General features: G+C 71.7%; 27 protein-coding genes and 1 pseudogene. 8 read left to right on the top strand and 20 right to left on the bottom strand.

The features are described from left to right. From Air01nite_RS21590 to Air01nite_RS21555, 8 genes and pseudogenes are all read right to left on the bottom strand, one after another. Positions 1–492 (bottom strand): annotated as a pseudogene (locus Air01nite_RS21590) (L-rhamnose isomerase); the annotation flags it as partial. Continuing rightward, a complete protein-coding gene (locus Air01nite_RS21585) occupies positions 489–815 on the bottom strand; it encodes an L-rhamnose mutarotase (RefSeq protein WP_203704621.1) in 327 nt (108 codons plus the stop codon). The gene Air01nite_RS21585 and the pseudogene Air01nite_RS21590, both read right to left, overlap by 4 nt. Positions 816–834: 19 nt before the next feature. Further along, entirely contained in the window at positions 835–1902 is a 1068-nt protein-coding gene (gene rhaS / locus Air01nite_RS21580; RefSeq protein ID WP_203704619.1) for a rhamnose ABC transporter substrate-binding protein, read from the bottom strand. Further along, positions 1899–2930, bottom strand: a complete 1032-nt coding sequence (locus Air01nite_RS21575; protein ID WP_239090863.1) for an ABC transporter permease — start codon at positions 2928–2930, stop codon at positions 1899–1901. The genes rhaS and Air01nite_RS21575 overlap by 4 nt, the downstream gene beginning before the upstream one ends. Beyond that, positions 2920–3921 (bottom strand): ABC transporter permease, encoded by a 1002-nt coding sequence (locus Air01nite_RS21570; RefSeq protein ID WP_239090862.1) that lies wholly within the window; start codon positions 3919–3921, stop codon positions 2920–2922. Before Air01nite_RS21570 ends, Air01nite_RS21575 begins: the two co-directional genes overlap by 11 nt. Next, positions 3918–5399, bottom strand: coding sequence for a sugar ABC transporter ATP-binding protein (locus Air01nite_RS21565; RefSeq protein WP_203704618.1), 1482 nt, complete (start codon positions 5397–5399; stop codon positions 3918–3920). The genes Air01nite_RS21570 and Air01nite_RS21565 overlap by 4 nt, the downstream gene beginning before the upstream one ends. 79 nt (positions 5400–5478) lie before the next feature. After that, on the bottom strand, positions 5479–6153 hold the full coding sequence (locus Air01nite_RS21560; RefSeq protein WP_203704617.1) for a hypothetical protein: 675 nt from the start codon (positions 6151–6153) through the stop codon (positions 5479–5481). Positions 6154–6165: 12 nt separating this feature from the next. Then, positions 6166–6705 carry a CGNR zinc finger domain-containing protein gene (locus Air01nite_RS21555; protein WP_203704627.1) on the bottom strand — a complete coding sequence of 180 codons (540 nt, stop codon included), beginning with the start codon at positions 6703–6705 and terminating at the stop codon, positions 6166–6168. A 70-nt stretch (positions 6706–6775) separates the two neighbouring features. On the opposite strand from Air01nite_RS21555, the gene Air01nite_RS21550 reads away from it, so the two are divergent. Then, positions 6776–7717 (top strand): EamA family transporter, encoded by a 942-nt coding sequence (locus Air01nite_RS21550; RefSeq protein WP_203704616.1) that lies wholly within the window; start codon positions 6776–6778, stop codon positions 7715–7717. On the opposite strand, the gene Air01nite_RS21545 is transcribed toward Air01nite_RS21550, so the two are convergent. Next, complete coding sequence (locus Air01nite_RS21545) at positions 7709–8125, bottom strand: Imm1 family immunity protein (RefSeq protein ID WP_203704615.1); 417 nt, start codon at positions 8123–8125, stop codon at positions 7709–7711. The genes Air01nite_RS21550 and Air01nite_RS21545 overlap by 9 nt on opposite strands. Then, positions 8103–8648, bottom strand: a complete 546-nt coding sequence (locus Air01nite_RS21540) for an SMI1/KNR4 family protein (protein WP_203704614.1) — start codon at positions 8646–8648, stop codon at positions 8103–8105. The genes Air01nite_RS21545 and Air01nite_RS21540 overlap by 23 nt, the downstream gene beginning before the upstream one ends. A 145-nt stretch (positions 8649–8793) precedes the next feature. Here Air01nite_RS21540 and Air01nite_RS21535 point away from each other — a divergent pair, with 145 nt between their 5' ends. The 3 genes from Air01nite_RS21535 (at position 8794) to Air01nite_RS21525 (ending at position 11224) form a co-directional block, all read left to right on the top strand. Beyond that, positions 8794–9378, top strand: a complete 585-nt coding sequence (locus tag Air01nite_RS21535; RefSeq protein ID WP_203704613.1) for a copper resistance CopC family protein — start codon at positions 8794–8796, stop codon at positions 9376–9378. Positions 9379–9448: 70 nt separating this feature from the next. After that, on the top strand, positions 9449–10615 hold the full coding sequence (locus Air01nite_RS21530; protein ID WP_203704611.1) for an acyltransferase family protein: 1167 nt from the start codon (positions 9449–9451) through the stop codon (positions 10613–10615). A 6-nt stretch (positions 10616–10621) separates the two neighbouring features. After that, positions 10622–11224, top strand: a complete 603-nt coding sequence (locus tag Air01nite_RS21525; protein ID WP_203704610.1) for a dihydrofolate reductase family protein — start codon at positions 10622–10624, stop codon at positions 11222–11224. Here the strand turns inward: Air01nite_RS21525 and Air01nite_RS21520 are convergent. From Air01nite_RS21520 to Air01nite_RS21510, 3 genes are all read right to left on the bottom strand, one after another. Then, positions 11217–11783 (bottom strand): class I SAM-dependent methyltransferase, encoded by a 567-nt coding sequence (locus Air01nite_RS21520; RefSeq protein ID WP_203704609.1) that lies wholly within the window; start codon positions 11781–11783, stop codon positions 11217–11219. The two genes, Air01nite_RS21525 and Air01nite_RS21520, sit on opposite strands and share 8 nt — an antisense overlap. A gap of 121 nt (positions 11784–11904) precedes the next feature. Next, positions 11905–14268 (bottom strand): bifunctional salicylyl-CoA 5-hydroxylase/oxidoreductase, encoded by a 2364-nt coding sequence (locus Air01nite_RS21515; RefSeq protein ID WP_203704608.1) that lies wholly within the window; start codon positions 14266–14268, stop codon positions 11905–11907. Beyond that, positions 14265–15872, bottom strand: a complete 1608-nt coding sequence (locus Air01nite_RS21510; protein WP_203704607.1) for an AMP-binding protein — start codon at positions 15870–15872, stop codon at positions 14265–14267. Before Air01nite_RS21510 ends, Air01nite_RS21515 begins: the two co-directional genes overlap by 4 nt. A gap of 60 nt (positions 15873–15932) precedes the next feature. Between Air01nite_RS21510 and Air01nite_RS21505 the strand changes: the two genes are divergently transcribed. Further along, a complete protein-coding gene (locus Air01nite_RS21505; protein WP_239090861.1) occupies positions 15933–16787 on the top strand; it encodes a PaaX family transcriptional regulator in 855 nt (284 codons plus the stop codon). Here Air01nite_RS21505 and Air01nite_RS21500 read toward each other — a convergent pair. The 5 genes from Air01nite_RS21500 to Air01nite_RS21480 form a co-directional block, all read right to left on the bottom strand. Continuing rightward, positions 16766–17158: a RidA family protein gene (locus tag Air01nite_RS21500; RefSeq protein WP_239090860.1), complete on the bottom strand. Its 393-nt coding sequence runs from the start codon at positions 17156–17158 to the stop codon at positions 16766–16768. The genes Air01nite_RS21505 and Air01nite_RS21500 overlap by 22 nt on opposite strands. After that, positions 17155–17910 carry an SDR family NAD(P)-dependent oxidoreductase gene (locus Air01nite_RS21495; RefSeq protein ID WP_203704606.1) on the bottom strand — a complete coding sequence of 252 codons (756 nt, stop codon included), beginning with the start codon at positions 17908–17910 and terminating at the stop codon, positions 17155–17157. Before Air01nite_RS21495 ends, Air01nite_RS21500 begins: the two co-directional genes overlap by 4 nt. After that, entirely contained in the window at positions 17907–18743 is an 837-nt protein-coding gene (locus Air01nite_RS21490; protein ID WP_203704605.1) for an enoyl-CoA hydratase family protein, read from the bottom strand. The genes Air01nite_RS21495 and Air01nite_RS21490 overlap by 4 nt, the downstream gene beginning before the upstream one ends. After that, entirely contained in the window at positions 18740–19876 is a 1137-nt protein-coding gene (locus Air01nite_RS21485) for an acyl-CoA dehydrogenase family protein (RefSeq protein ID WP_239090859.1), read from the bottom strand. The genes Air01nite_RS21490 and Air01nite_RS21485 overlap by 4 nt, the downstream gene beginning before the upstream one ends. Positions 19877–19964: 88 nt before the next feature. Continuing rightward, complete coding sequence (locus tag Air01nite_RS21480) at positions 19965–20660, bottom strand: VOC family protein (protein WP_203704603.1); 696 nt, start codon at positions 20658–20660, stop codon at positions 19965–19967. A 101-nt stretch (positions 20661–20761) separates the two neighbouring features. Here Air01nite_RS21480 and Air01nite_RS21475 point away from each other — a divergent pair, with 101 nt between their 5' ends. Continuing rightward, complete coding sequence (locus Air01nite_RS21475) at positions 20762–21604, top strand: DNA/RNA non-specific endonuclease (RefSeq protein ID WP_203704601.1); 843 nt, start codon at positions 20762–20764, stop codon at positions 21602–21604. Positions 21605–21686: 82 nt separating this feature from the next. Further along, on the top strand, positions 21687–23426 hold the full coding sequence (locus tag Air01nite_RS21470; RefSeq protein WP_203704599.1) for a hypothetical protein: 1740 nt from the start codon (positions 21687–21689) through the stop codon (positions 23424–23426). A 10-nt stretch (positions 23427–23436) separates the two neighbouring features. Here Air01nite_RS21470 and Air01nite_RS21465 read toward each other — a convergent pair whose 3' ends face one another. Beyond that, positions 23437–24111 carry a DNA alkylation repair protein gene (locus Air01nite_RS21465; protein WP_203704597.1) on the bottom strand — a complete coding sequence of 225 codons (675 nt, stop codon included), beginning with the start codon at positions 24109–24111 and terminating at the stop codon, positions 23437–23439. Between the two features lie 57 nt (positions 24112–24168). On the opposite strand from Air01nite_RS21465, the gene Air01nite_RS21460 reads away from it, so the two are divergent. After that, positions 24169–24792 (top strand): MFS transporter, encoded by a 624-nt coding sequence (locus Air01nite_RS21460; RefSeq protein ID WP_203704595.1) that lies wholly within the window; start codon positions 24169–24171, stop codon positions 24790–24792. Here the strand turns inward: Air01nite_RS21460 and Air01nite_RS21455 are convergent. Continuing rightward, positions 24789–25295, bottom strand: coding sequence for a monooxygenase family protein (locus Air01nite_RS21455; protein ID WP_203704593.1), 507 nt, complete (start codon positions 25293–25295; stop codon positions 24789–24791). The genes Air01nite_RS21460 and Air01nite_RS21455 overlap by 4 nt on opposite strands.

Raw genomic sequence — 25295 nt, 5'->3', positions numbered from 1 at the left:
ATACACGGACGACAACGCGGCAAAAAGCCGGTCCTGCCGCGCACGGATGCTGTCCTGCCCCGGATAGTTCGTCCCGTCCGAGAACCACAACTTCAGATCACGCGACCCCGTCGCGTCCATGATGTCGACGCACTCCAGCAGATGCGCCAACGCCTTCGCACGCACGACCGGATCCGGATGGCACACCGAGCCCAGCTTGTAGTCGTCGTCCTGGAACACGTTGGAGTTGATCGCCCCGAGCGCGACCCCACGTTCCTTGGCATAGGCGGCCAGGTCCGCGTAGTCGTCAACCCGGTCCCACGGAATGTGCAACGCCACCGTCGGCGCCACACCCGTGAACCGGTGCACCGTCGCCGCGTCAGCGATCTTCTCGTAGGGATCCCGCGGCACACCCTCCTGCGCGAACACCTTGAACCGCGTGCCCGAGTTGCCGAACGCCCACGACGCCGTCTCGATCCGCTGGTCACGCAACGCCGCGCGCACGTCGGTCACGACTCCTCCAGGTGGAAGATCTCGTCGAGCACCAGGAACCCCCGATCGGGCCGCCCGCCCGGCAGGTCGGCGAAGAACGGCGCCATCTCCGCCTGCCACCGCGCGTTCACGGACGTCGCCTCCATCGCGTCCAGCGACGCGGAGAGGTCCTCGGTCAGGAAATAGCCGACGAGCAGCCCGTCGTCCCGCAGGAACAGCGAATAGTCGTGCCAGCCGGCGGACCGCAGCGCGGCCAGCATCTCCGGCCACACCGCGGCGTGGCGGCGCCGGTAGTCGTCCAGGCGCTCAGGGCGCACCTGGAGCGTGAAACAGATCCGGCGCACGCCACCCTCCACAGGAGACTCAGAAGTCGAACTGGTCGATGTTGGACGCTTCGAAGGTGAACGGATCACCCAGCACGACCTCGCCGTTCGCACCGACGGTGTACTCGCCGAGCTTGCCGGCCTTGAACTTGTCGCCTTCCTTGCCGGTGATGATCCCCGACGCCAGCGCACCGCCGGCGTAAGCCGCCAGGTAGCCCAGGTCCGCCGGGTTCCACAGCGCGAACGCCTTGACGGTGCCGTCCTTCACGAACGCGCGCATCTGGTTGGGGGTGCCGAGACCGGTCAACTGCACCTTCCCCTTGTACGAGGACCCGGACAGGTAACGGGCGGCCGCGGCCACACCGACGGTGGTCGGCGAGATGATGCCCTTGAGGTTCGGGTGCTTGGCGAGCAGGCCCTGCGCCTCCTGGAACGACTTCTCGTCCTGGTCGTCGCCGTAGACGGTGTCGACCAGCTTCAGCTTCGCGTACTCCGGCTTGGCCAGCTCGGTCTTCATCATCTCGATCCAGGCGTTCTGGTTGGTCGCGTTCGCCGTCGCCGACAGGATCGCGATCTCACCGCCGTCCGGACCCACCGCGTCCGAGATGAGCTTGATCTGGGACTTCGCGATGCCGTCCGCGGTCGCCTGGTTGACGAACACGTCCCGGCACTGCGGGTTGGTGTCCGAGTCGTACGTGACGATCTTCGCGCCGGCCGTCTTGGCCTCGGTCAGGGCGCCGCAGATCGCGTCCTTGTCGTTGGCCGACACCACGATCACGTCGGTCTGCTGCTGCGAGAGGGTGTTGATGTAGGACACCTGCGCCGACGGGCTCGCCTCCGACGGGCCGGTCTGCGAGTACGTGCCCTTGAACTCCTCGACGGCGACCTTGCCGCCCTTGTTGTCCGAGGTCTCGAAGTAGGGGTTGTTCACCTGCTTGGGCAGGAAGGCGATCTTCAGTCCCTCCTTGATGGTGCCGTCGGCGTTGGCGGTGTCGCCGCTGCCCGAACCGGTGCCGGCGTCACCGCCGTCGTCGGCGCAGGCGCCCATGGCCAGCGTCAGCGCGGCGAGGACGGTCGCGGCGACGACGCGTACACCTGTGATCCTCATGGTTGGGTCCTTTCCTCAGGGGGTCGTCGACGCAGCCGCCCGCGTGCCATCCGCACCACGTTGGGCCCGACGACGGAAGCGATGAGCAGCGTTCCGGTGACGATCGTCAACGCGTTGGCCGGGACGTCGGCCAGTTGCAACGCGTTGCGCAGAGTGCCGAGGAGCGCGACCGCGGCGACCACACCGAGCAGGCCGCCGCGACCGCCGAAGATGGACACGCCGCCCAGCAGCACCGCCGCCACCACCGACAGCTCGATGCCGTTGGCGTTGTCGGCCCGGGCAGACGCGAACCGGAACGTCCAGAAGACGCCCGCCAAAGCGGCGACCACACCTGTCGCCACGAACAGCCAGAACTTGGTGCGCATGACCGCGATCCCGGAGTACGCGGACGCCTCGGCGTTGTTGCCGATCGCGTAGAGCGCCCGCCCGACCGGTGTCGCGTGCAGCAGCACCCCGAACAACAGCGCCAGCACCGCCACCACGAGCACGAACCACGGGATCACCGTGCCGGGGATCGGGGCGATCATGTCGCGCGTCCAGTCCACCGGGTAGTCCGCGATCGCGCGGTCGCCGAGGACGACGTACGCGAGGCCCCGGTAGAGCGCCAGCGTGCCGATCGTGACCGCGAGCGACGGCAGCCCGAACACCGTGACGAAGATGCCGTTGACCGCGCCCAGCACCGCGCCGAGCAGGAGGCTGATCGCGATCAGCAGGGGCAGCGAGGTCACGCCGGCGTGCCATAGCTGCCCGAGCACGCTGCAGGTCAGGCCGACCGTGCTGGCGACGCTCAGGTCGATCTCGCCGGTGATGACGATCAGCGTCATAGGCAGCGCGATCAGTGCGATCGGGATCGCCTCGAGGATCACGAACCGGTAGAAGCGCGGGTTGCCGACCCCGTCGATGGTCATGCTGCCGACGACGATCACGAGCGCGAGGGCGACCAGCACGAGCAGGTCCCACGAGCCGAGCACGCCGCGGGCCCGGGCCCGTGGGCGGGGCGGGGTGATCGGCTGCGTCTCAACGGCCACGGCCGGCACCTCCTCGGAGCCGGCGGGCCATCCGCACCGCCAGCGAACGGTCCAGGCCGATCGCGGCCAGGATCAGCACGCCGACCGCGGCGCGCTGCCAGAACGGGTTGATGCCGAGCACCGGCAGGGCGCTGCCGATCGTGGTCAGCAGCACCGCGCCCAGCGCCGCGCCATAGACCGAGCCGCTGCCGCCGAAGATCGCGACGCCGCCGACCACCACCGCGGCGACCACGTTGAGCTCCTGGCCGAGGCCGGCGTTCGCGTCGATCGTGCCGAACCGGGCCGCGTGCAGGACGCCCGCGAGGCCGGCCAGCGCGCCGCTGGTGACGAAGGCCCAGAAGACCCGACGCCCGACGGGTACGCCGTAGAGGCGGGCGGCATCCGGGTCGGAGCCGATCGCGTAGAGCTCGCGGCCGCTGCGGTAGGAGCGCAGGAACACGCCGGCGCCGACCAGCACCACGACCGCGAACAGCGCGAGCACCGGGATGCCGAGCACCGACTGCGTGCCGAGCTTGAGGAAGCCGGCGGGCATGTCGGCCGCGTTGATCTGCCGGCCGGTGGCCCAGGTGTAGTCGAGGCCGCGGAAGACGTAGAGGGTGCCGAGGGTGACCACCAGGGCCGGCACCCGGGCGGCGGCGATCAGGCCGCCGTTGACCGCGCCGCAGGCGGCGCCGAGCGCGATGCCGATCAGCAGCGCGACGGGGATGGGCATGCCGGGCGTGCTCTGGAACAGCGCGCCGGTGGCGAAGGCGGCCAGGCCGAGGATCGAGCCGACCGAGAGGTCCACGTTGCGGGTGATGATCACGATCGCCTGGCCGACCGCGAGGATCGCCAGGATCGTGGAGCTGAGCAGCAGGTCCTTGATGTTCTGCGCGGACAGGAACCGGGTGTTGACCGCGAACGTCACGCCGACGAGCAGCACCAGGGCCAGTGCGATGCCCAGCTCGCGGACCACGAAGACGCGGTGCACGGCCGCGGTCGGGGCGGTCACGGCCGTGCTCCCGTCGCGGCGACCATCACCGACTCCTCGTCGGCGGTGGCCCGCGGGATGTCGGCGACCAGCCGGCCCTCGTGCATGACCAGCACCCGGTCGGCCATCCCGAGCACCTCGGGCAGCTCGCTCGAAACCATCAACACCGCCACCCCGTCGGCCGCCAGCTCCGAGAGCAGGCGGTGCACCTCGGCCTTCGTACCCACGTCGATCCCCCGGGTCGGCTCGTCCACGATCAGCACCCGGGGCTGGGTGGACAGCCATTTCGCGAGGACCACCTTCTGCTGGTTGCCACCCGACAGCGTCGCGACCGGGTCGGTCGGGCGGCCCGCCTTGACCTGCAGGCGTTGCGTCCAGGTCGCGGCGGCGCGGCGCTCGGCGCCGCCGAACAACAGGCCGGCTCTCGCCAGCGACCATCGGCGTGGCAGCGTCGTGTTGCGCTCGACCGACAGCTCCATCACCAGGCCCTGCTGGCGGCGATCCTCGGGGACCAGGGCGAGGCCGGCGGCGATCGCGGCCGGGGTGTCGCCGGGCGGCAGCGGCTTGCCGTCGACCCGGACCTCGCCGGCGTCCGGCTTGTCCACACCGAACACGGCCCGCACGACCTCGCTGCGGCCGGCGCCGACCAGCCCGGCCAGCGCGACGATCTCGCCGCCGCGCACCGCGAAGCTGACGTCGTCGAAGAAGCCGTGCCTGGTCAATCCCGCCACCTCGAGCCGCACCTCGCCCGGCGTGGTGTCGACCTTCGGGAACAGCGTCGCGACGTCGCGGCCGACCATCTTGCGGACCACCTGGTCCACGGTCAGCTCGGCGGCGGGCGCGGTGTCGACCCGGCGGCCGTCACGCATCACGGTGATGCGCTCGCACAGCGCGAACACCTCGTCGAAGCGGTGCGAGATGAACAGCACCGCGGCGCCGCCGTCGCGCAGGGAACGGGCGACCGCGAACAGCCGCTCGACCTCCACACCCGACAGCGCGGCGGTCGGCTCGTCCATGACCAGCAGCCGGGCGTTGGTGGACAGCGCCTTCGCGATCTCGACGAGCTGCTGGTCGGCGATCGAGAGCCCGCGCGCCGGCCGGTCCGGGTCGAGCCGCACGCCGAGCCGGTCGAACAGCTCCCGGGTCCGGGCACGCATCGCGGCGGTGTCGATCCGGCGCAGCGAGCGCAGTGGCTGCCGGCCCATGAAGATGTTCTCCGCGACCGACAGGTCGGGGAAGAGCGTGGGCTCCTGGTAGATCACCGCGATGCCGGCCGCGCGCGCGTCGGCGGGGCCGCCGAACGTGACCGGCCCGCCGTCGAGCAGGATCGTCCCGGTGTCGGGCGGGTGCACGCCCGCGAGGATCTTCACCAGCGTCGACTTGCCCGCACCGTTCTCGCCGACGAGCGCGTGCGCCTCGCCGGTCACGAGGTCGAGGTCGACGTCGCGCAACGCCGCCACGGCGCCGAACGACTTGCTCACCCCGCGCAGCGCCAGCATCGCCCCTCCAGGTCATGAAACGTTTCACAAAGGACTGTGATTGAAGACACTAGGGATGTGAATGCGTCAGCGCAAGAGGCTATCCGCCGGTGTGGCCCTCTTCCTCGCCGTCGGCGGTGAAGGCGCCGCTGCCCTGCTCGGTCTCCAGGTAGACGTGCTGGTGGCCGAGGCCGGCGTCCACATTGATCTGGTCGAGCTGTGCCGCGGCGACCGACCAGGCAGTGGCGGCGCCGGTGCGGGACCGCACGGCGATCGCGATGAGCCCCGCCCGCTGCTCCGCGGGGCCGGCGACCGCGGCCGCGTACAGGTCGACCGCCGTCGTGAAGTCCGAGATCGCCCCGCGGAAGCCGCCCCGGGCGACGTTGGTCGCGGTCGTGCCGGACGGGCTCTCGGAATGGGCGTCGACGAGGCCCTTGACCGTCTTCTGCCAGCTCCCGACCGTTGCGGCGTCCGCCGGCTGACCACTCTCGACCGCGGCGTCGAACGCGTTGAGGACCGGAGTCAGCGCCTCTTGCGACGAACGGGCGACGGTCGTCAGCGACCTGATCTGCTCGACGTCACGCTTCGCCTCCTGCGCCTTGATCTCGTCGATCGCCCGCGTGGTGGAGTCGGGGCGGCCGATCAGAAAACCGGCGAGGCCGGCGAGCAACGCGGCGGCCACGACGGCGGCGATGAACCCCACCAACGGGACGCGGCGGGCCTGTGCCTGCTCGGCCTGGCGGACGTACGACGGCTTGCCTGTCTTACGCGACATCGATGAACGGTATTACGGCTCCGGTGACTGGATCAAGGCCGCCCGGCGTGCCCGGTAGGCACTCACCGCGGCGCGGTTGCCGCAACCCCCGTCGCAGAACCGCTTCGAGCGGTTCTTGGACAGGTCGACCAGGACGTTGCCGCAACCGGGGTACGCGCAGACGCGCAAGCGGTCGAGCGCCTCGGCGCGCACGACGTCGACCAGCGCCATCGCGGCCTCGACCGTCATCCGCTCGGCGAGCGGCGCGTCCCGGGAGATCGCGTGCAGGTGGTACGGCCAGTCGTCGTGCCGGACGAGTTGCGGCAACGGGTTGCTCTCGCGCAACAGCGCGTTGACGGTCTCGACCAACTCGTCCTCGTCGAGCTCCCAGAACCGGCGGAACCGGGGCCGCAGGGCGCGCACCTCGTCGAGCTCCCGCCGGGTGCCCGCCCGGACGCCGCTGTCGGGGTGGTCGCGGAGGAAGGCGTCGAGCGCGGCGATGTCGTCCAGCGGCGTGTTGACCAGGGCCGCGGCCTGCACGAGGGCCGACTCTGTGTCATGGGCGAAAACCATCTTGACCCCTGTCACTCGCACCACCTAGCGTCATCAGTGTAAACCGCTTTGGTCATGACAGGGGACGCCCATGCCACCCGCCCGCTCGCTCGGCCTGCTGTTCGCGCTGCTGTCCGCGTCGACGTTCAGCACGTCGGGCCCGTTCGCGCGGGCGTTGCTCGACGCCGGCTGGTCGGCGCCGGCCGCGGTGGCGACCCGGATCGGCGTCGCCGCGGTCGTGCTCGCCGTGCCGGCCGCTCTCCTGCTGCGCGGCCGCTGGGGCTCGGTCCGGCGCAACCTGACCGGCATCGCGCTGTTCGGCGTGCTCGGCGTCGGCGCGGCGCAGGTCGGCTACTTCAACGCGATCCGCTACCTGCCGGTCGGCGTCGCGCTGCTCCTGGAATACCTGGGTGTGGTGCTGGTCGTCTTCTGGATGTGGGCGGTGCACGGCCAGCGGCCACGGGCGCTGACCGCCGCCGGCGCGGTCACGGCGATCGTCGGCCTGGTCCTCGTGCTCGACCTGAGCGGCGGCGCGCGACTGTCCCTGGCCGGCGTGGCCTGGGGCCTGTTCGCCGGCCTCGGGCTGGCGTCCTACTTCGTGCTCGGCGCCCGCGACTCCGGCGACGACGAGGTGCCGGCGCTGGCCCTGGCCACCGGCGGCATGGCCGTCGGCGCGGTGCTGCTGGCGGTGCTCGGTGCGACCGGGCTGCTGCCGACGCACGCGTCGTTCGGCCAGGTCAGCCTGGGTGGGCAGCAGGTGAGCTGGCTGCTGCCGGTCGCCGGGCTGTCGCTGGTGGCGGCCGTGGTGGCCTACGTGGCCGGCATCGCCGCGGCCCGCGCCCTCGGCGCCCGCCTCTCCTCGTTCGTCGGCCTCACCGAGGTGCTCTTCGCGGTCCTGATCGCCTGGCTCGTGCTCGACGAACTGCCCACGGCCGTCCAGATCCTCGGCGGCGCGCTGATCATCGCGGGCGTCGCGCTGGTGCGCCTCGACGAGCGCAAGCCGGCCACCGAGGCCGTCACCGTCTCAGCCTGACTCCCAGTGGAGACCGGCGTCGGGGTGGCCGTCCGCCGCGAACGCGCGCAGCGCCCGCAGGGCGGTGTCCAGGTCGACGACCTCGCGCCGCGGCACCCGGCGGACCCGGCCGGCGACGACGAGCGGCACCTCGCCCGGCAGGGCGTCCGCGGCCCGCACGACGATCGCGTCGTCGTGCTCGTCGGCGCCCAGGTGCACCGTGTAACTGCCGGCGCCGCCCGCGATCGCCAGCCACTGGCCGTCGTGGCCGGTCACCACGACCTCGGTGTGCCGCCGCTGGTCCAGCGCCCGCACCGCGGCCTCGAGGTCGGCGACGGTCGGCGCGGCGTCGGCCAGGTGGCCGGCGCGGCCGTCCTCCCAACTGTCCCGCTCCAGCCGCACCGGGTCAGCTACCGATGAGCTCGGCATAGAGATCCTCGTAGCGGGCCTGGTCGGCGGAGAGCCGGCCCTCGGAGTCGACCGTGAAGCCGCCACTGCGGAAGCACTCCACGAACAGCTTCACCATCGTCGGCAGGTCGGGAAACTCGATCCGGGTCGCCTCGCCGGAGCGGATCTCGACGACCCGGGGCTCGTGCGGGCCGGCCCACAGCGCGGCGAACAGATCGCCCTCCGCCGAGGCCAGCAGCGGGAGCCAGCCGTCACCGAGTGCGAGCACCGGATCGTCGTCGTGCGCGTGGCGCATCCCGATGGCCTCGGCGAGCGCCAGCGGCACGTACCCCGGGATGACCTCGACGTCCCGATGGTCCTGGGCCGGGCCGCGGGTCACGCCGTCGTGCCAGGTGAACCATTCGACGACGACGGGCGGCAGCGGGCCGTACCGGGTGATCCGGTCCGGTGGCAGCCCGGGCACGAACAGGTCGACGACCGGACGGCGCAGCATGCGCAGCCACCACTCCAGGTCGTCGAGTCGATCACTCAGTGACTCCTCCACACGGTCACCAGCGCTAACCATCCGCCCGACGTCACACCAGTCGTCGGGGTGAGGCGGAAAGTTCCCGCATTCTTCCGACAGTCGGTTGACTCCGCCCAGGCCGGGGCGAACGGCTACCGTGTCGGGAGCCCAACCCGGAGGATCGATGCGCCGTCATGCCGCCGCCCTGGCCGCCCTGTTCGTGGGGCTGATCGTGGTCGTCGCGCCCGCCACGCCGGCGTCGGCGCACACCAAGCTGGCCAAGGCGGTGCCCGCGGCCAAGGCATCCGTGACCAAGCCGATCTCGGCGGTCACGCTGACCTTCAGCGGGCTGATCAAGCAGGCCGGCACCAAGGTCGAGGTGATCGGCGCGGACGGCGACGACTACCGGACCGGCGACGCGGAGGCGCTCGACAAGACCATCACCGCGCCGGTGTCGCCGCTGCCGCTGGGGGCGGTCACGGTCCGCTGGGAGACCGTGTCCGCGGACGGACACACCATCAAGGGTGAGTACGCGTTCAGCAACAAGGCGCAGCCACCCGTGGCGACGACGCCGCCGGCTTCTCCCTCGGCAGCGCCTTCTGTGGTGCCGTCTGCCGCCGTCGAGCCGTCGGCCGCGGCGGCCGTCGTGCCGATCTCCTCCGAGAGCGGCGTGTCGACGGGTGTAATCGCCGCAGTGATCGCAGTGGTAGGTGTCGTCGTCGCCGGCCTGGTCGGCCTCGTGTGGTGGCGGCGCCGCCCTAACGGGTGAGTGAGGGCTACTCCACAAACCGGGCTCTCGGGATGCGGGGGGTCGAAGGCCCCGATAGGGTCGCCTTTCTATGCCCGACTCCCCCAGGGCTGCCACCGCCCCCCGTCTGCCCTCGCTGACCGGGCTGCGCTTCGCCGCGGCGCTGCTCGTGTTCGGCGTCCACGCCTACTCGTTCATCCCGGTCGGCGGCTTCGCGCACGATCTCGGGCACCTGCTGCTCGACCCCGGTGACCTCGGCGTCTCGTTCTTCTTCGTGCTCTCGGGCTTCGTGCTGACCTGGGCGGCGCGCGGCGACGGTCCTGCTCCCGGGCGGGGGCTCGGGCGGTTCTTCGCCGGCCGCTTCCTGCGGATCTATCCCGCCTACCTGGTCGCGCTGGCACTCGCGGTCGCCTCGAAGTGGGTCGGCGACCTCATCGACCCGGTCGGCAACCGGATGAACCAGGTCAACGGCCACAACCTGACCACGAGCGTGTTCCTCGTGCAGGCCTGGTTCCCGGACGACGTCACCTACCTCGGCATCAACCCGGTCGCCTGGTCGCTTTCCTGCGAGATCGCGTTCTATGCCGCGTTCCCGCTGCTCTATCCCCTGCTGCGCCACCTGGCGGGCCGGGCGCTCGCGGTCGCGGCGATCGGGTTGGTCGCGCTCGGGCTGCTCATGCCGCTGATCGCGCACCTGTGGGTCGACCCTGATTACCAGCGGTGGTTCGTCTACATCCTGCCGGTCACCCGCGGTGTCGAGTTCGCGCTCGGCATCGCGCTCGCGCTGCTGGTGCGCTCAGGTGCGTGGCGCGGGCCCGGGTTGCCGGTCGCGACCGGCCTGTTCGTCGCCAACTACCTGGCCGTCAACCTGTTGCCGCACCAGGTGCGGGACACCGCTGCCGTGCTGGCCACGACCGCGTTGCTGATCCCGGCCGCGGCGACCGCGGACCTGACCGGCGCGCGGTCGGTGTGGCGGCACCCGGCGCTGGTCCGGCTCGGCGACGCGTCGTACGCCTTCTTCCTGGTGCATCTGACGATCATCACGACCGTGATGACGTACCTCGGCCGGTCGCACGACTATCCCGCGTGGCAGGCGGTGCCGTTGGGCCTCGGGTTCCTGGTCGTCTCGTACGCGGTCGCCATGCCTTTGCACCGCTATGTCGAAGCGCCCGCGATGCGCCTTTTGCGGCGTCGCCGCCGGCCCGCCGCCATCCCCGCACCGCGCGCTCCGCAGCCGGATCGGGTGGGCGTAGGCTAGTCCGATATGGGGAAGGTTGTCGCTGACATCTCCATTTCACTCGACGGCTATGTGACCGCACCGGGCGCCGATGTCGAGCACGGCCTGGGCGTCGGCGGTGATGCGATCCACGGCTGGGTCTTCGCCGGGCACCCCGTCGACTCCGAGATCCTGTGCCGCGGCGTCGACGAGACGGGCGCGGTCGTGATGGGCCGCCACCTGTTCGACTTCGTCGACGGCCCGCACGGCTGGACGGGCGAGGTCGGCTACGGCGCGGGCACCGACCACGCGACCGGCGGCCCGCCGGTGGTCGTGGTGACGCACTCGCCGCCGGCGTCGTGGCGACTGGGTGAGCGGGTCAGCTTCGCGACCGACATCTGCGAGGCGGTGGGCAAGGCCCGCAAGGCGGCAGGCGACCGCACGGTCGTGGTGATGGGCGGTGCCGACGTCGTGCGCCAGAGCGTCCTCCTGGGCCTGGCCGACGAACTGCGCATCCACCTCGCACCGTTCCTGACCGGCGGCGGCACGCCGCTGTTCCGCCCGGGCGACCAGCCACCACCCCGCCTGCGCCAGCGCGACGTGGTGGTCTCACCGCACGCGACCCACCTGACTTACGAGGTCCTCAACTGACCCTGGTGCCGACGACGACGGCCAGGCCGGGCGCTACGCGGAGCTGGGTGGCGCGCAGGCGCGGGTGGTCGAGCCAGCGCAGGCGTGCGTGGTCGACCTCGCCGCCGTGCCGCGGCGGCCAGTCGGTGCTCGGCGTGAAGTCGTCGACGACGACGCTGCCGCCGATCCGAAGCCAGTCGGCCGGCTCGGCGAAGCCGGCAGCCTCGGTCTTGCCGTGCCCACCGCCGTCGAGCACGAGCAGGTCGAAGGGGCCGTGGTCGCGCAGCTCGGTCCAGTCTCCGATGTGGACCATGGCGGCGCCGTCGAACAGCGCGGCCGCGGCGCGGGCGCGGTCGGGGTCGCGTTCGACGCTGACCAGCCGCACGCCTGGCGCGGCCCCGGCCGCCAGCCAGGCGAGCCCGACGCCGTAGCCGGTGCCGGTCTCCCCGATCACGCCGCCGGGCGGGACCCCGCCAGCGAGGACCCGCAGGAGACGGCCGTGCGCGGGAACGCTCGAATGCGGAAACCCATGGCGCGCGGCAAGCCGCGTGGCCGCCCGCACCCGTGCCGGCAGAGACATCCGGTCAGGCTATTGCCTGTCCAGGACCGCCGGCCGGCTGGTGGCCGGCTTGCCGATCGACCGGGCGGGTGCCGACATCGTGGGCGCAGCCGACTTCCTCACCGCGCACTCGGAGGTGGCCCTACACGCCGGGGCGCCAGCGGCGGTGTTGGGTTTGGGGCTCGCCTGTGCGGATGAGGTCCAGGCGCGGGCGCGGGCCGTCGGTGCGGCCAGTCTGTGGGCGGCGGGAGCCGGCCTGCCACGATTGCGGCCAGTTGGCGCCAGGGCCCGCGTAGCCCTGCTCGGCCGCCGCGTGCAACGTCCAGTGTGGGTCGTAGAGGTGGGCGCGGCCGACCAGGCACAGGTCCGCGCGGCCCGCGAGCAGGATCGAGTTCACGTCGTCGTACGACGAGATGACGCCGACCGCCATCGTGGCGATGCCTGTCTCGTTGCGGATGCGGTCCGCGAACGGGGTCTGGTAGGAGCGGCCGAAGGCCGGCCGTTCCGCCGGGTCCACCTGGCCCGTCGAGACGTCGATGATGTCCGCGCCCGCGGCGGCGAAGGCCCGGGCGATCGCGACCGCGTCGTCGGCGTCGACGCCGCCGGCGCACCAGTCCGTCGCCGAGATGCGCACGCTCATCGGCCGGTCCGGTGGCCACGCCGCGCGCATCGCCGTGAAGACCTCCAGCGGGAAGCGCAGGCGGTTGGCCAGGCTGCCGCCGTAGCCGTCGGTCCGCTCGTTGGTCAGCGGTGAGATGAACGACGACAGCAGGTAGCCGTGCGCGCAGTGCAGTTCCAGCAGGTCGAAGCCGGCCCACGCCGCGCGCCGCGTCGCCGCCACGAACTGCTCGCGGATCTCCGCCAGGTCGGCCGGCGACAGCTCGCGCGGGACCTGGTTGACACCCGGCCGGTACGGCAGCGGCGACGGCCCGACCACCTCCCAGTTGCCCTCCGGGAGCGGTTCGTCCATCCCCTCCCACATCAGCCTGGTGGAGCCCTTGCGGCCCGAGTGCCCGAGCTGCACCCCGATCTTCGCGGGCGACCGGTCGTGCACGAACGACGTGATCCGGCGCCAGGCCGCCGCCTGCTCGTCGGTCCAGAGGCCCGTGCAGCCGGGCGTGATCCGGCCCGTCGGCGAGACGCAGACCATCTCGGTCATCACCAGGCCCGCGCCGCCGAGGGCCTTGCCGCCCAGGTGCACCAGGTGGAAGTCGTCGGGCAGGCCGTCCTGGGCGCAGTACATGTCCATCGGTGACACGACCACCCGGTTGGCCAGCTCCAGACCGCGGAGCCGGAACGGCTGGAACATCGGCGGGCGCGCCTCGCCGTCGCCGTTGCCGCGGGCCTGTTCGTGTGCCGCGAACCAGGTGTCGACCGCCTCGACGAACTCCGGGTCGCGCAGCCGCAGGTTCTCGTGCGTGACCCGGCGGCTGCGCGTCATGATGTTGAACGCGAACTGGCGCGGGTGCTGGTCGACATACTGGCCGAGGTGCTCGAACCACTCCAGGCTCGCCTGCGCGGCCCGCTGCGTCGACACGACCACGGGCCGGCGCTCCTCCTCGTAGGCCGTCAACGCCCGACCCAGCGGGTGCTCGCCCAGGCACGCGGCCAGCGCGAGGGCGTCCTCCATCGCCAGCTTGGTGCCCGACCCGATGGAGAAGTGTGCGGTGTGTGCCGCGTCGCCGAGCAGCACCACGTTCTCGTGCCGCCAGCGCTCGTTGCGGATCGTCACGAAGCTGAGCCAGCGGGAGTTGTTGAGGTGCAGCGCGGCGTCGCCGAGGACGTCGTGGAACAGCTCGCGGACCAGCTCCACCGACTTCTCGTCGGACTCACCCGGCCGGAACGCGCGGCCCGCGAACGCGTCGAAGCCGGCCCGCCGCCAGACCTGCTCGGTCATCTCGACGATGAACGTGCTCGTCCCGGCGTCGAACGGGTAGCCGTGGACCTGCATGACGCCGTGCGGCGTCTCCTTCACGTAGAACTTGAACGCGTCGAAGACCAGGTCGGTGCCGAGCCACATGTAGCGGCACCGCCGGGTCTCCGCGGTCGGGCGGAACACGTCGGCATAGCGGTTCCGAACGGTCGAGTTCACTCCGTCGCTCGCGACCACGAGGTCGTAGGACGCCCGCAGCTCCTCGACATCCGGCGCCGCCGTGGCGAACCGGAGGTCGACGCCCAGCTCGCGGCACCGCTCCTGGAGAATCTGGAGGAGCCGCTTGCGGCCCATGGCGGCGAAGCCGTGGCCGCCGCTGGTCAGCACCTCGCCGCGGAAGTGGACGTCGATGTCGTCCCAGCGGGCGAACTCGCGCTCCATCTCGCCGTGGATCCGCGGGTCCGCGTGCTCGATGCCGCCGAGCGTCTCGTCGGAGAACACGACGCCGAAGCCGAACGTGTCGTCGGCGGCGTTGCGCTCCCAGACGGTGACCTCGTCGGCCACGCCGAGCTGCCGGACGAGGGCGGCGAAGTAGAGGCCGCCGGGCCCGCCGCCGACCACCGCGACCCTCATGCGGGCTCCACGGTGGATGATCGCTGGCGCAGCACGTACCGCTGGATCTTGCCCGTGCTCGTCCGCGGCAGGCTCGCGATGAACTCGACGGCGCGCGGATATTTGTAGGGAGCGATCTGGCGCTTCGCGAAGTCCTGCAGCTCCGCGACCAGCGCGGGCGAGCCGGCGGCGCCGTCGCGCAGCACCACGTAGGCCTTGACGATCTGCCCCCGCTCCGGGTCGGGTGCGCCCACGACGCAGCACTCGCTGACCGCCGGATGACCCACCAGCGCTTCCTCGACCTCGGGGCCGGCGATGTTGTAACCCGACGACACGATCATGTCGTCGCGCCGCGCCAGGTAGTGGAAGTAGCCGTCCTCGTCCCGCAGATAGGTGTCGCCGGTGAAGTTCCAACCATTGTGGACGTACGCCGCCTGGCGCGGGTCGTCGAGATAGCGGCAGCCGGTGGGGCCCTTGACCGCCAGCCGCCCCGGAGTGCCGGGCGGCACCGGGTTGCCGTCGTCGTCGAGGACCGCCGCCCGGTAACCGGGCACCTCCTTGCCCGTCGCGCCCGGCCGGATGTCGTCGTCGGCCGCCGAGATGAACACGTGCAGCATCTCGGTGGAGCCGATGCCGTCGATCAGCCGCACGCCGGTCGCGGCGAAGAAGTCGCGCCAGGTGGACGCCGGCAGGTGCTCGCCGGCCGAGACCGCGCGACGCAGGCTGCGCAGCCGCTCCAGCCGCCCGGCCCGCAGCATCGCCCGATAGGCCGTCGGCGCGGTGAAGCAGACGGTCACCGCGTGGCGCTCGATCAGGTCGGCCAGCTCGTCCGGCGTCGCCCGCTCGATCAGCAGGGTGGCGGCGCCTGCCCGCAGTGGGAACACCAGCAGCCCGCCGAGCCCGAACGTGAACGCCAGCGGCGGCGTGCCCGTGAAGATGTCGTCGGGTCGTGGCCCCACGAGGTGGCGCGAGAACGTGTCGGCGATGGCCAGGACGTCGCGGTGGAAGTGCATGGTCGCCTTCGGCTGGCCGGTGGTCCCGGAGGTGAAGGCGAGCAGGGCGACGTCGTCGGCCGAGGTCTCGACGGCGTCGAAGTGGTCCGCTCCCCCGACCAGCTCTTCATAGGTGACGATCGATGCGGCACCGAGGCGGGCCAGCCGCAGGTCGTCGACGAACCTGGGGTCACACAGCGCGAGGTCGACCCGGGCGATCTCGGCGACGGCGGTCAGCTCGGCCGGGCGCAGCAGTGGCATCGTCGTGACCACCACGCCGCCGGCCTTGAGCACCGCGAACCAGCACGCGGCGAGCCAGGGGTTGTTGGGGCCGCGCAGCAGCACGCGGTTGCCCGGGACGAGCCCGTGGACGCGGGTCAGGAGGTCGGCGATCCGGTTGCTCGCGGTTTGCAGGTCGGCGTAGGTCCATTGTTCGCCGTCGGGCGTCAGCAGGCAGAGGCGGTCGGAGTCGTGTGTGAGGAGCTCGACGGCGCAGTTGACCCGGTCGGGGTAGCGCACGTCGTCGAGCTCGAAGACCATCTCAGGCCACTGGTCGGCGGGCGGGAGGTGGTCGCGGCAGAAGGTGTCCACATGTGCCGAGGGTTTGAGCGCGGTCGAATTGTCCCACGTCATTCCACCAGTATTCGCATTCGATGACGGCAGTCAAGAGAACGCATCAGATATGGTTTCTCCGTGACGGTGGAGACGGACGATTCGGGCGGTCGCAACCAGAAACCCCGAGCATTGATCGTCACGGTGTACGGCCTGTATGCGCGTGAAGCCGGCGGCTGGATGAGCGTCGCGTCGATCATCCGGTTGCTCGCGCAGTGCGGCGTCGACGAGCCAGCCGTGCGCTCCGCCATCTTCCGCCTGAAGCGCCGCGGCCTGCTCTCCGCGAGCCGGGTCGAGGGGGTGGCGGGTTACGAGCTTTCTGACGACGCCCGCGAGATCCTCCGCGAGGGCGACCGGCGCATCTTCGAGCGGCAGCGCGCGGCGGCGGGCGACGGCTGGCTGCTGGCGGTGTTCAGCGTGCCGGAGAGCAAGCGGGACCAGCGCCACGTGCTGCGGTCGCGGCTGGCCTGGCTGGGCTTCGGCACGGTGTCGGCGGGCGTCTGGATCGCGCCGGCGCACCTGTACGACGAGGCCAAGGAAACGCTGGAGCGGCACGGGCTCGACGTCTACGTCGAACTGTTCCGCGGCGACTACCTCGCGTTCGCGGACGCCGCGGAACGGGTGGCGCAGTGGTGGGACCTGCCGCGGTTGCGCGCGCTGCACGAGGACTTCCTGCTCCGGTACGAGCCGGTGGCCCGGCGCCGCCGCACGGTCAGCGACGCGGAGGCGTTCGCCGACTACGTCAACGCGCTGACGGACTGGCGGCGGCTGCCGTACCTCGAGCCGGGCCTGCCCCTGGAGGCGCTGCCCGCGGACTGGAACGGCGTCCGCTCCGCGGACACGTTCTTCGCGCTGCACAACCGCCTCGCCGACGCCGCGCACCGCTTCGTCGACTCCGTCCGGCCCGCGCTGGATCACACCACCGCGAAGCCCTGAACCTCGACGAGCGCTTCGGCGTCCCAGAGGCGGGAGACGCCGATGCCGGCCATGGCCGGGTAGTCGGTGCCGACCAGGCGGCGCCAGACCTGGCCGATCTCGGCCGCCCGCTCTTTGTAGGCCCCGAGGTCCGTCGTGTAGACGGTGAGGCTGGCGAGTTGGTCCGGGCGGCCGCCGGCGGCACGCAGCGCGGTCAGCAGGTTCTCCAGGGCGCGCGCGAACTGGGCGACCACGTCGCCGTCGATGATCCGGCCCGCCTGATCCATCGCGGTCTGGCCGGCCAGGAAGATGGTCGTGCCGCGGCCGATCACGGCGTGCGAGAAGCCGCGCGGGCGGGGCAGCTCCGGTGGGTTCACCCGCTCGATGGTCACTGCACCGCGCCTCCGTCCACATTGATCGCCTGTCCCGTGACGGCGTCGCTGCTCACACAGAACCAGACCGCGTCGGCGACCTCCTCGGGGCGGATCAGCCGGCCGATCGGCTGTTTGCGCTCCAGCAGGCGCCGGGCGTCGGCGGGGCTGCGGCCGGTGGTCGCCGCGATCGTGTCGACGGTGAGGTCGGTCATCGGGGTGTCGACGTAGCCCGGGCAGACCGCGTTGACGGTCACCCCGATGGTGGCCAGCTCCGCGGCGGCGGACCGGACGAGGCCCAGCACGCCGTGCTTGCTGGCGGTGTAGGCGGCGATGTAGGGCTCGCCGACCCGGGCGGCGGTCGACGCGACGACGACCACCCGGCCCCAGCCCGCGGCGCGCATCGCGGGCACGCAGCGGCGGATGCAGCGGAACGGCGCCGTCAGGTTGAGGTCGAGCATCCGTTGCCAGTCCTCGTCGGTGGTGCGGTCGAGCCGGGCCGAGTGGCCCGCGCCGGCGCCGGCGACGAGCACCTCCACCGGGCCCCAGGTGCGCTCGACCAGGGCGTACGCGGCCTCGATCTGCTCTTGGTCGGTGACGTCGGCCGTGACCGTCAGCGCCGGGCCGACGCAGCCCTCCGCCGTTTCCGCCAGCTCCTTGTCGCCACGGGCGACCAGCGCCACCCGTAGACCCTCGCGGCTCAGGCGGTGGGCGATCGCACGGCCGATCCCCCGCCCGGCGCCGGTGACCAGCGCGACCCGGCCCTCGGTCATCGGCCCTGCCAGCGCGGCGGCCGCTTCTCGTTGAACGCGGCGTGGAACTCCGCGTGGTCCTGGGTGGTCATCAGGAGCGCCTGGGTCATCGCGTCGAGCTCCATCGCCGCCGACATCGGCATGTCCAGCTCGCGGGTGAGCAGGGACTTGGTCTGCGCGAGGGCGAGCGTCGGGCCGTCGGCGAGCGTGCGGGCGAGGTCGGCCACCGCGGCGTCGAGCTCGTCGTCGGCCACGAGCCGGGAGGCCAGGCCGTACCGGTCGGCGGTCGCCGAATCGATCGTGGTGCCGAGCATGAGCAGCTCGGTGGCCCGGCCGAGGCCGACCACCCGCGGCAGGAGGTAGGCGGCGCCCATGTCGCCGCCGGAGAGCCCGACCTTGGTGAACAGGAACGCGAACCGGCCGGACGTGCTCACCACCCGGAAGTCCGACGCCAACGCGACCACCGCACCGGCGCCCGCGGCGATGCCGTGCACCGCGCTGATGATCGGGATCGGGCATTCGCGCATCGCCCGGATCACGTCGCCGGTCATCTTCGTGAACCGCATCAGGTCGCGGGGTTCCATCTTGACGAGCTCGCCGATGATCTCGTTGACGTCGCCGCCGCCGCAGAAGCCCTTGCCCTCGCCGCGGATGACCAGCGCGCGGACGTCCTGGTGGTGCGGCAGCTCGGCCAGCAGGTCGCGCAGGTCGGCGTAGCTCTCGAAGGTCAGCGGGTTGAGCTTCTCCGGCCGGTCCAGCGTGACGGTGGCGACCCCGTCGGCCTTGGCGAACCGGAAATGCGCCCACGACGTGGTCAGCCGGGGCGAGGCGTGGAACCGGTAAGGGTTGGTCATCTGATGCCGATCACCTCGCGGGCGATGATGGTGCGCTGGATCTCGGAGGCGCCTTCGTAGATGCGCAGCGACCGGACGTCGCGGTAGAGCTGCTCCAGCAGGTGACCACTGCGCAGGGCCACGGCACCGTGCAGTTGTACGCAGCCGTCGACGATCTGCTGCGCCGCCTCGGTGGCGAACAGCTTGGCGATCGCGGACCGTCTGGTCTGCTCCTGCGGCTCGTCACCGGCGTCGTAGGCGGCCGCGGCGGCGTAGACGAGCAGGCGGCCGGCTTCGAGCTGCGCGACCATGTCGGCGATCCGGTGGGCCACGGCCTGCTGGCGGGCCAGGGGTGCGCCGTGGACCTGGCGGGTCTTCACGTGCTCCACGGTCGTGTCGAGGGCCGCTTGCGCCATGCCGACCGCGTACGCGCCGACGCTGGGGCGGAACAGGTCCAGGGTGCGCATCGCGACCGCGAAGCCGTCGTCGACCTCGCCCAGCACCGACTCCGGGCCGACGCGTACGCCGTCGAAGGTCAGGTGTCCGATGGGGTGTGGCGAGAGCATGTCGATCGGCTCGCCGGTGAGGCCGGCGCTGTCGCCGGGGACCGCGAACGCCGTGACGCCCTTGCTCCGCGTGCCGGGGGTCGTGCGGGCGAACACGGAGTAGATGTCGGCGTCGGGCGCGTTGGAGATCCAGGTCTTCTCGCCGGTGAGACGCCAGCCCTGGCCGTCGGGCTCGGCTCTGAGCTCCAGGGCCGCCGCGTCGGAGCCGGCGCCGGGCTCGGAGAGGGCGAACGCCGCCACCGCTTCGCCCGCTGCTATCGGCGGGATCCACCTGGCCGCCAGGTCACGGGTGCCGGACTGCAGGATGGGATAGCTGCCGAGGCCCTGGAGCGCGAGGGCGGTCTCGGCCTCGCCGCTGACCTGGGCGATCGCCTCGCGCAGGAGGCAGAGCTGTAATGCCGCGGCCTGGTCGGGCTCGGCGGTGCCGCCGAAGACGGCGCGGAGCAGCCCGCGCGCGCCCATCTCCCGCAGCAGTGGGCGGTTGACGCGGCCGTCGTGTCTCGCGAGCGGGGCGATGTGCTCGGCCGCCGTCGCCCGGGCCCAGGTCGCGAAGCGCTGGTGCTCGGCGCTCAGACGGAACTCGGCCACCGCGTCCCTCCATCGCCGGTCGGCGCGTACGGGCGGGACTAACGATAGCGTATCCGTGACGCTCGTAAACAGACCGCAATCTGCCGGCTCAGGTCGTTACGCGGAACTCGTTGCCGCCGGGGTCGGCCAGCATCACCGCGCCGTCCGGGCCGACCTCGACCCGGGTGGCACCCAGGGCGACGAACCGGTCGACCTCGGCCCGCTGGTCGCCGCCGGCCGGTGCGATGTCGAACAACTGCTGGTTGCGCCCGTCCTTCGGCGCGTCGGGCGAGCCGCCCCACGCGACCTTCGTGCCGCCGTGCGGTGACTGGATGGCGGTCTCGTCGTCCTGGTCCCACACGAGCGGCCAGCCCATCGCCTCGCTCCAGAAGACGCCGACCTCGCGCCCACCGTCGCAGGCGATCTCCCCGAGCAGGCCGCACCCCGCGAGGAAGTTGTTGCCAGGCTCGATCACGCAGAACGCGTTGCCCTCGGGGTCGGCCAGGACGATGTGGCCCTCCTCGGGCCGCTGCCCGACGTCGAGGTGGCTGCCGCCGAGCTCCAGCGCCCGCGCGACCCGGCCTTCCTGGTCGTCTGCGGTAGCGCTGGTCAGGTGCAGGTGCAGGTAGCTCGGGCCGGCTTTCTTCGCGGCCTGGCTCGCGACGAACCGGAGGCCCACCTGGGTTTCGTCGCCGGGCAGGAACGCGCCGCCGACGACCTCCCGCCCGAGCAGGCCGCCCCAGAACCGGGCGAGGCGGTCGGGATCGTGCGCGTCGTACGTCACCGTCAGGGATCGCGAGAGCATCACCGCACAGTAGTAACCGGCCGAGCGCGGTCCAACCGCATTTCCGTCGGGTTCGCGCACCTCGGCGGGATCCGCCGGCCGAGCGGCTTACGCTGCTGCTCGTGGACCAGGACTACACCGACCGGCGGGGTTTCGACCCGAGCTTCCTCGGCCACGACCTGCCGCTGCCGACGGTCGACCCCGCGGGCGTCGCGGTCGGGCCCGCCGCGCCCGACGGGGTGCTGCGCTATCACCATTTCACCGTCGTCCTGCACGCACGGCGCCGGCTCGCGATCTACAGCGCGGCCAACCTCGACGGTCGCCACCGGTTCAGCCAGGTCTCGGCCGGCGACCGATGGATCATCGACCCGCGCCTGCCCGCGGCGGCGCAGACCGGCAACGACCTCTACTCGGGGAACGACCTCGACCGGGGCCACCTCACGCGCCGCGCGGACATGCTCTGGGGCGACACCACCGCGGAGGCGGCCGCCGCGGTCGCCGACACGTACCACTTCACCAACTGCGCGCCGCAGCACCGCGACTTCAACCAGAACAACACCACGTGGCAGGGCCTGGAGGACTACATCCTCGACAAGGTCGCCGACCACCGCCTGCGCGCGAACGTCTACACCGGACCCGTCTTGCGGCCCGACGACCCCGTCTACCGCGGCGTGCCCCTCCCCCGCGGTTTCTGGAAGATCGTCGCGGTCGCCACCACGGAGGCGCTCCACGCGACGGCCTACCTCCTGGAGCAGACCGACCTCCTCGGCAACCTCGAACGGGCCGCCGAGGAGCCACCGCTGGGCCCGTACCGCACGTACCAGACCCAGGTCCGGCACGTCGAAGCCCTGACGGGCGTGGCCTTCGGCACCCTGCGCGACCACGACCCGACCGAACCACCGAGCCGCGACGCCGAGGACGCGCAGCCCGTCGAACTGCACACCCTGGACGACGTGCGGCTGTGACCCGCGCTAGAGTGATCAACATGGTTGAGAGAATCGAGTCCGCCGCCCGCCGGTGAGCGCGGCCGACGAGCGCAGGACGCTCGTGCCTTTGTTCGATCACGCGGCGCGCCTGCATGACGAGCGTCCCGATGCCCCGCTGTCGCGCGGCGGCCACCCCTATCCCGATGACGGTGCCCAGCCCGACCTCCCGACCGGCAAACGGCCGAAGAAGCTGCGGGCCGTCCTCGACGCGCACTTCGCCGACCCGGCAGCGTCCGTCCGCTCCCTGCACGATGACCTGACCCGTCTCGACCTTCCGTCGTGGACGGTCGAGTCCAAGCTGGACAGACACCGGCCGGCCGACGCCGAGCGCGCACGAGAGACCGGCAGGTGGCTGGTCCGGAACGGCACTGACCGTCGCCCGGTGCTCGTGGGTCTCGCCCTGCTGGTCGCGACCGGCCGGCCCGAGGACATTCCCGTCATCAGGACGATCGGGCTGCTCGACTACTTCGGGACCCTCGCGGTGCGGGCGATCGCCGCGCACGACGGTGCCGTGCCGGACCTGATCTGGTTGGCCGAACGGTCGCAACGATCGACGAGGGACAGCGCGATCGCGGCGTTGTGCCAGCGTGGCGGTCCGGATGCCGTCGTCTGGTTGCGCCGGAACGCGGTCGGCGGCGAGGAGATGAGCGCGACGCTGGCACGAGAGGTCGCCGAGACCGTGTCGCTGGCGGAGGCGCTGGCGGAGACCGACGTCGAGGAACAGGTCGCCGACCAGGCCGGACGGCTCCTGCTGGCGATGGTCACGCCGAACGACTACCGCACCCAACTGACCAGCTATGCCGGCGCCCGGCACGGCTATGTGGGGATGGCCCGCCACGCCGCCGGACTGCCGGCGTCGATGGAGCGGCTGGCGATGATCGTGTCCCTCATCGACGACCTGCGGACCGGGTACGCGGCCGGTCTGGACTGGGACGCGGGCGAGCGCGAGAAGACGCTCTCCCAACTGCGGGAGACGGTGCGCCAGGACGGGTGGCAGGACGTCCTCAGAAAGGCGCTGTGCTCACCGGATCCGCTCACGCGGCACCGAGCGTCGTGGGCGCGGGCCGCCATCGCGGCCGTCGAGGACCGCGCGGCACGCCTCCAGGTCCACGTGGTGGCGGGCGATCCGCTCCGGAGGGGCAGTGTCGAAACACGGCTGCTCGTCGACGGGCGGCCGGTCGTCGCGGCGGCGTTCGACAAGGGACCGCCGTTCGCGCCCGAGACCCTGCTCGCGACGGGCCGACTGCGCGCGACGGCCGAGCCGCACGAGGTCCGGCTGGCCGAGGCGTACTGCACCGAGGGGTGCTGCGGGGCCCTGTACGTCACGGTCGTGCGCGAGGGCGACACTGTGGTGTGGCGGGACTGGCGCGGACACACCCGCGCGGAGGCTCCACCCGAGGTCCACGTCGACGCGGCGGAATACGACGCCACGATCGCCGAGGCGGAGAGCGACCACAGCTGGGAGTGGCCGGCCAGGACGGTGGCCCGGCTGCTCCGCGAGCGGCTGACCGCCGCACCCGGTGTCCTCACCCGATGGCAGTGTCATCTGGGCTGGGTCACGGCCCAAGGCGACGAACCACTCCGGGTGCGGCTCGGCTTCTCCTATCCCGAAGAGACCTTCACCGACGACGAGCCGTGGCTGCAGTTCGAACTGGCGATCCCGGTCGACGAGACGCCGCCCATCGCCCAGGCCGACCACATCGTCGAGCGGTTGCGGAACGCGGACCCGAAAATCCATGCGACCGTCGTCGGCGGACGCCACGAGGACGCCGAGCGACTCGGCTACGCCTGGCCGACCTGAACCCCGGCCGTCACGCCGGGCCTGGCTGGCGGCGGACCATCTCGTTGATCCAGATCGGTGCGAACGGGGACGTGCAACCCGGCGAGGTCGGGTAGTCCTTGAGCACCTCCAGCCGTTCGCCGATGTCCAGCGCGCGGGGGCGGTGTGCGGCGTGCTCGATGCCGATCTGGGCCAGGCAGTGGTTCATCGCCCACTGCAGGCGGTCCGGAGCCGCTTTCATCTCCGTCTCGATGGCGTCGAGCAGGCCGGTCAGGTCCAGGCCGTCGGGCTTGCGCGCCACGCGGTCCGTGGTCAGGGCCCAGCCGGCGCTCGCGACGACCGGGTCCGGATCCGCGAACCAGGCCATCCGCAGCTCTTCGACGTGCGGGCTCTTCTTCACGACGTAGCTGACGAGCCACTCGTGCACCTTGGGCACGCGCGCCTCGCGCAGCATGGTGTCGAGCTCGTCCCCCGAGAAGGCCTTCGGGCGGCAGATCAGGATCGCCAGCAGCCGCGCCGCGGTGTCGCCGGTGCGCCAGAGGTCGCGGGCGAGGTCCTGCTGGGTTTTCAACCGCTTGGCGACGGCGCGGAGCTTGCCGAGGTTCACGCCGTGGTCGTCGCCGTGCCGTTCGTTCACCTCACGGATCTTCGGGTCCTCGAGCGCGGCCAGCTCGGCCATCACCTCGACCACCGTCGTCTCGGCCACCTCGGCCTCCCCTCCGTCTCGGGATGGAGCCTACGGGGGTCTGGCATGCTCTGGTCGGTGACGGGTCGACGGGGGCCGCCGTGGCGGGATCGGGATTTTCTGCTGCTCTGGAGCGGTCAGACGGTCAGTGAGGTCGGGTCGCAGATCACCGTGCTGGCCTTGCCGTTGGTGGCGCTGCTGGAGCTCGACGCGTCGACGTTCGAGGTCGGGCTGTTGTCGGCGGCCGTGACCGTCGCCTACCTGCTCGTGGCGCTGCCGGCCGGGGCCCTGGTCGAGCGGCTGAGCAAGCGCCGCGTCATGGTGTGGGCCGACCTCGGGCGGCTCGCGCTGATCGGGTCCATCCCCGTCGCCGCCGGGCTCGGCACGCTGACGCTGGCGCAGCTCTACCTGGTGGCGCTGGCCAACAGCGTGCTGAGCGTGCTCTTCTCCGTCGCGTACCCGGCCTATCTGCCGTCCCTGGTCGACCACCCGATCCTGCTCGCCGGCGTGCTCTGGAGCGGCAGTGCCAACTTCTTCGTGAGCGGCGCCGGTGCGGTGACCGCGGGCGCGCTGGGTTCGGCCAGCGGCGTCCGCGCCACGTTGTGGCTGGCGGTCGTCGGCGGCTGCGCGTCGGGGCTGTGGCTGTTCTTCTCACCCCTGCGCGGCCGCCGCGACATGCCACGGCTGGCGCCGGCCTACTAGTCGTAGAGCTCTTTCTCGCTCACGGCCGGGTCGCCGGCGGACTCCGCGCGGCCCAGCCGGGCCGCCGAGCCGAACATCGGTCCGCGGGCCCGCTGCAGCCCCGCGAACTGCCCGAAGCCGAACGGTTTGGGTATGTCGTCGTAGACGGCCTCCATCCCGCCCTTCACCGAATACGTCTCGTGCCAGAAGCCCGTGCCCCCGGAGTCCTTCAGGAAATCGAGCCACCACTGCCGGTGCGGCTCGGAGCGCGCGAACGCGAGCAGCGACGGCAGATCCCGCCAGTACTGCCGCATCCCCATGTTCATCGGAAAGATCGAGTAGTAGACGGGCTCGTGCAGCAGCAGTCCGTCGGGCTTGCCCGCGACCGATTGGCTGATCTTGCGGCCGAAGCTGAAGAACGTCCGGATCCCGTACATGTGGTTCACGCGCATGCCGAGGTACAGGACGAGCAGGTCGGGATAGGCGGACAGGTCGACGGTCTGCCGGTTGACTCGGGTGGGCAT

It is taken from the genome of Asanoa iriomotensis (genome assembly GCF_016862515.1).
Taxonomy (GTDB): Bacteria; Actinomycetota; Actinomycetes; order Mycobacteriales; family Micromonosporaceae; genus Asanoa; species Asanoa iriomotensis.
The sequence above is the reverse complement of the archived record's forward strand: the minus strand, read 5'-3'. Positions and strand labels throughout refer to the sequence as shown.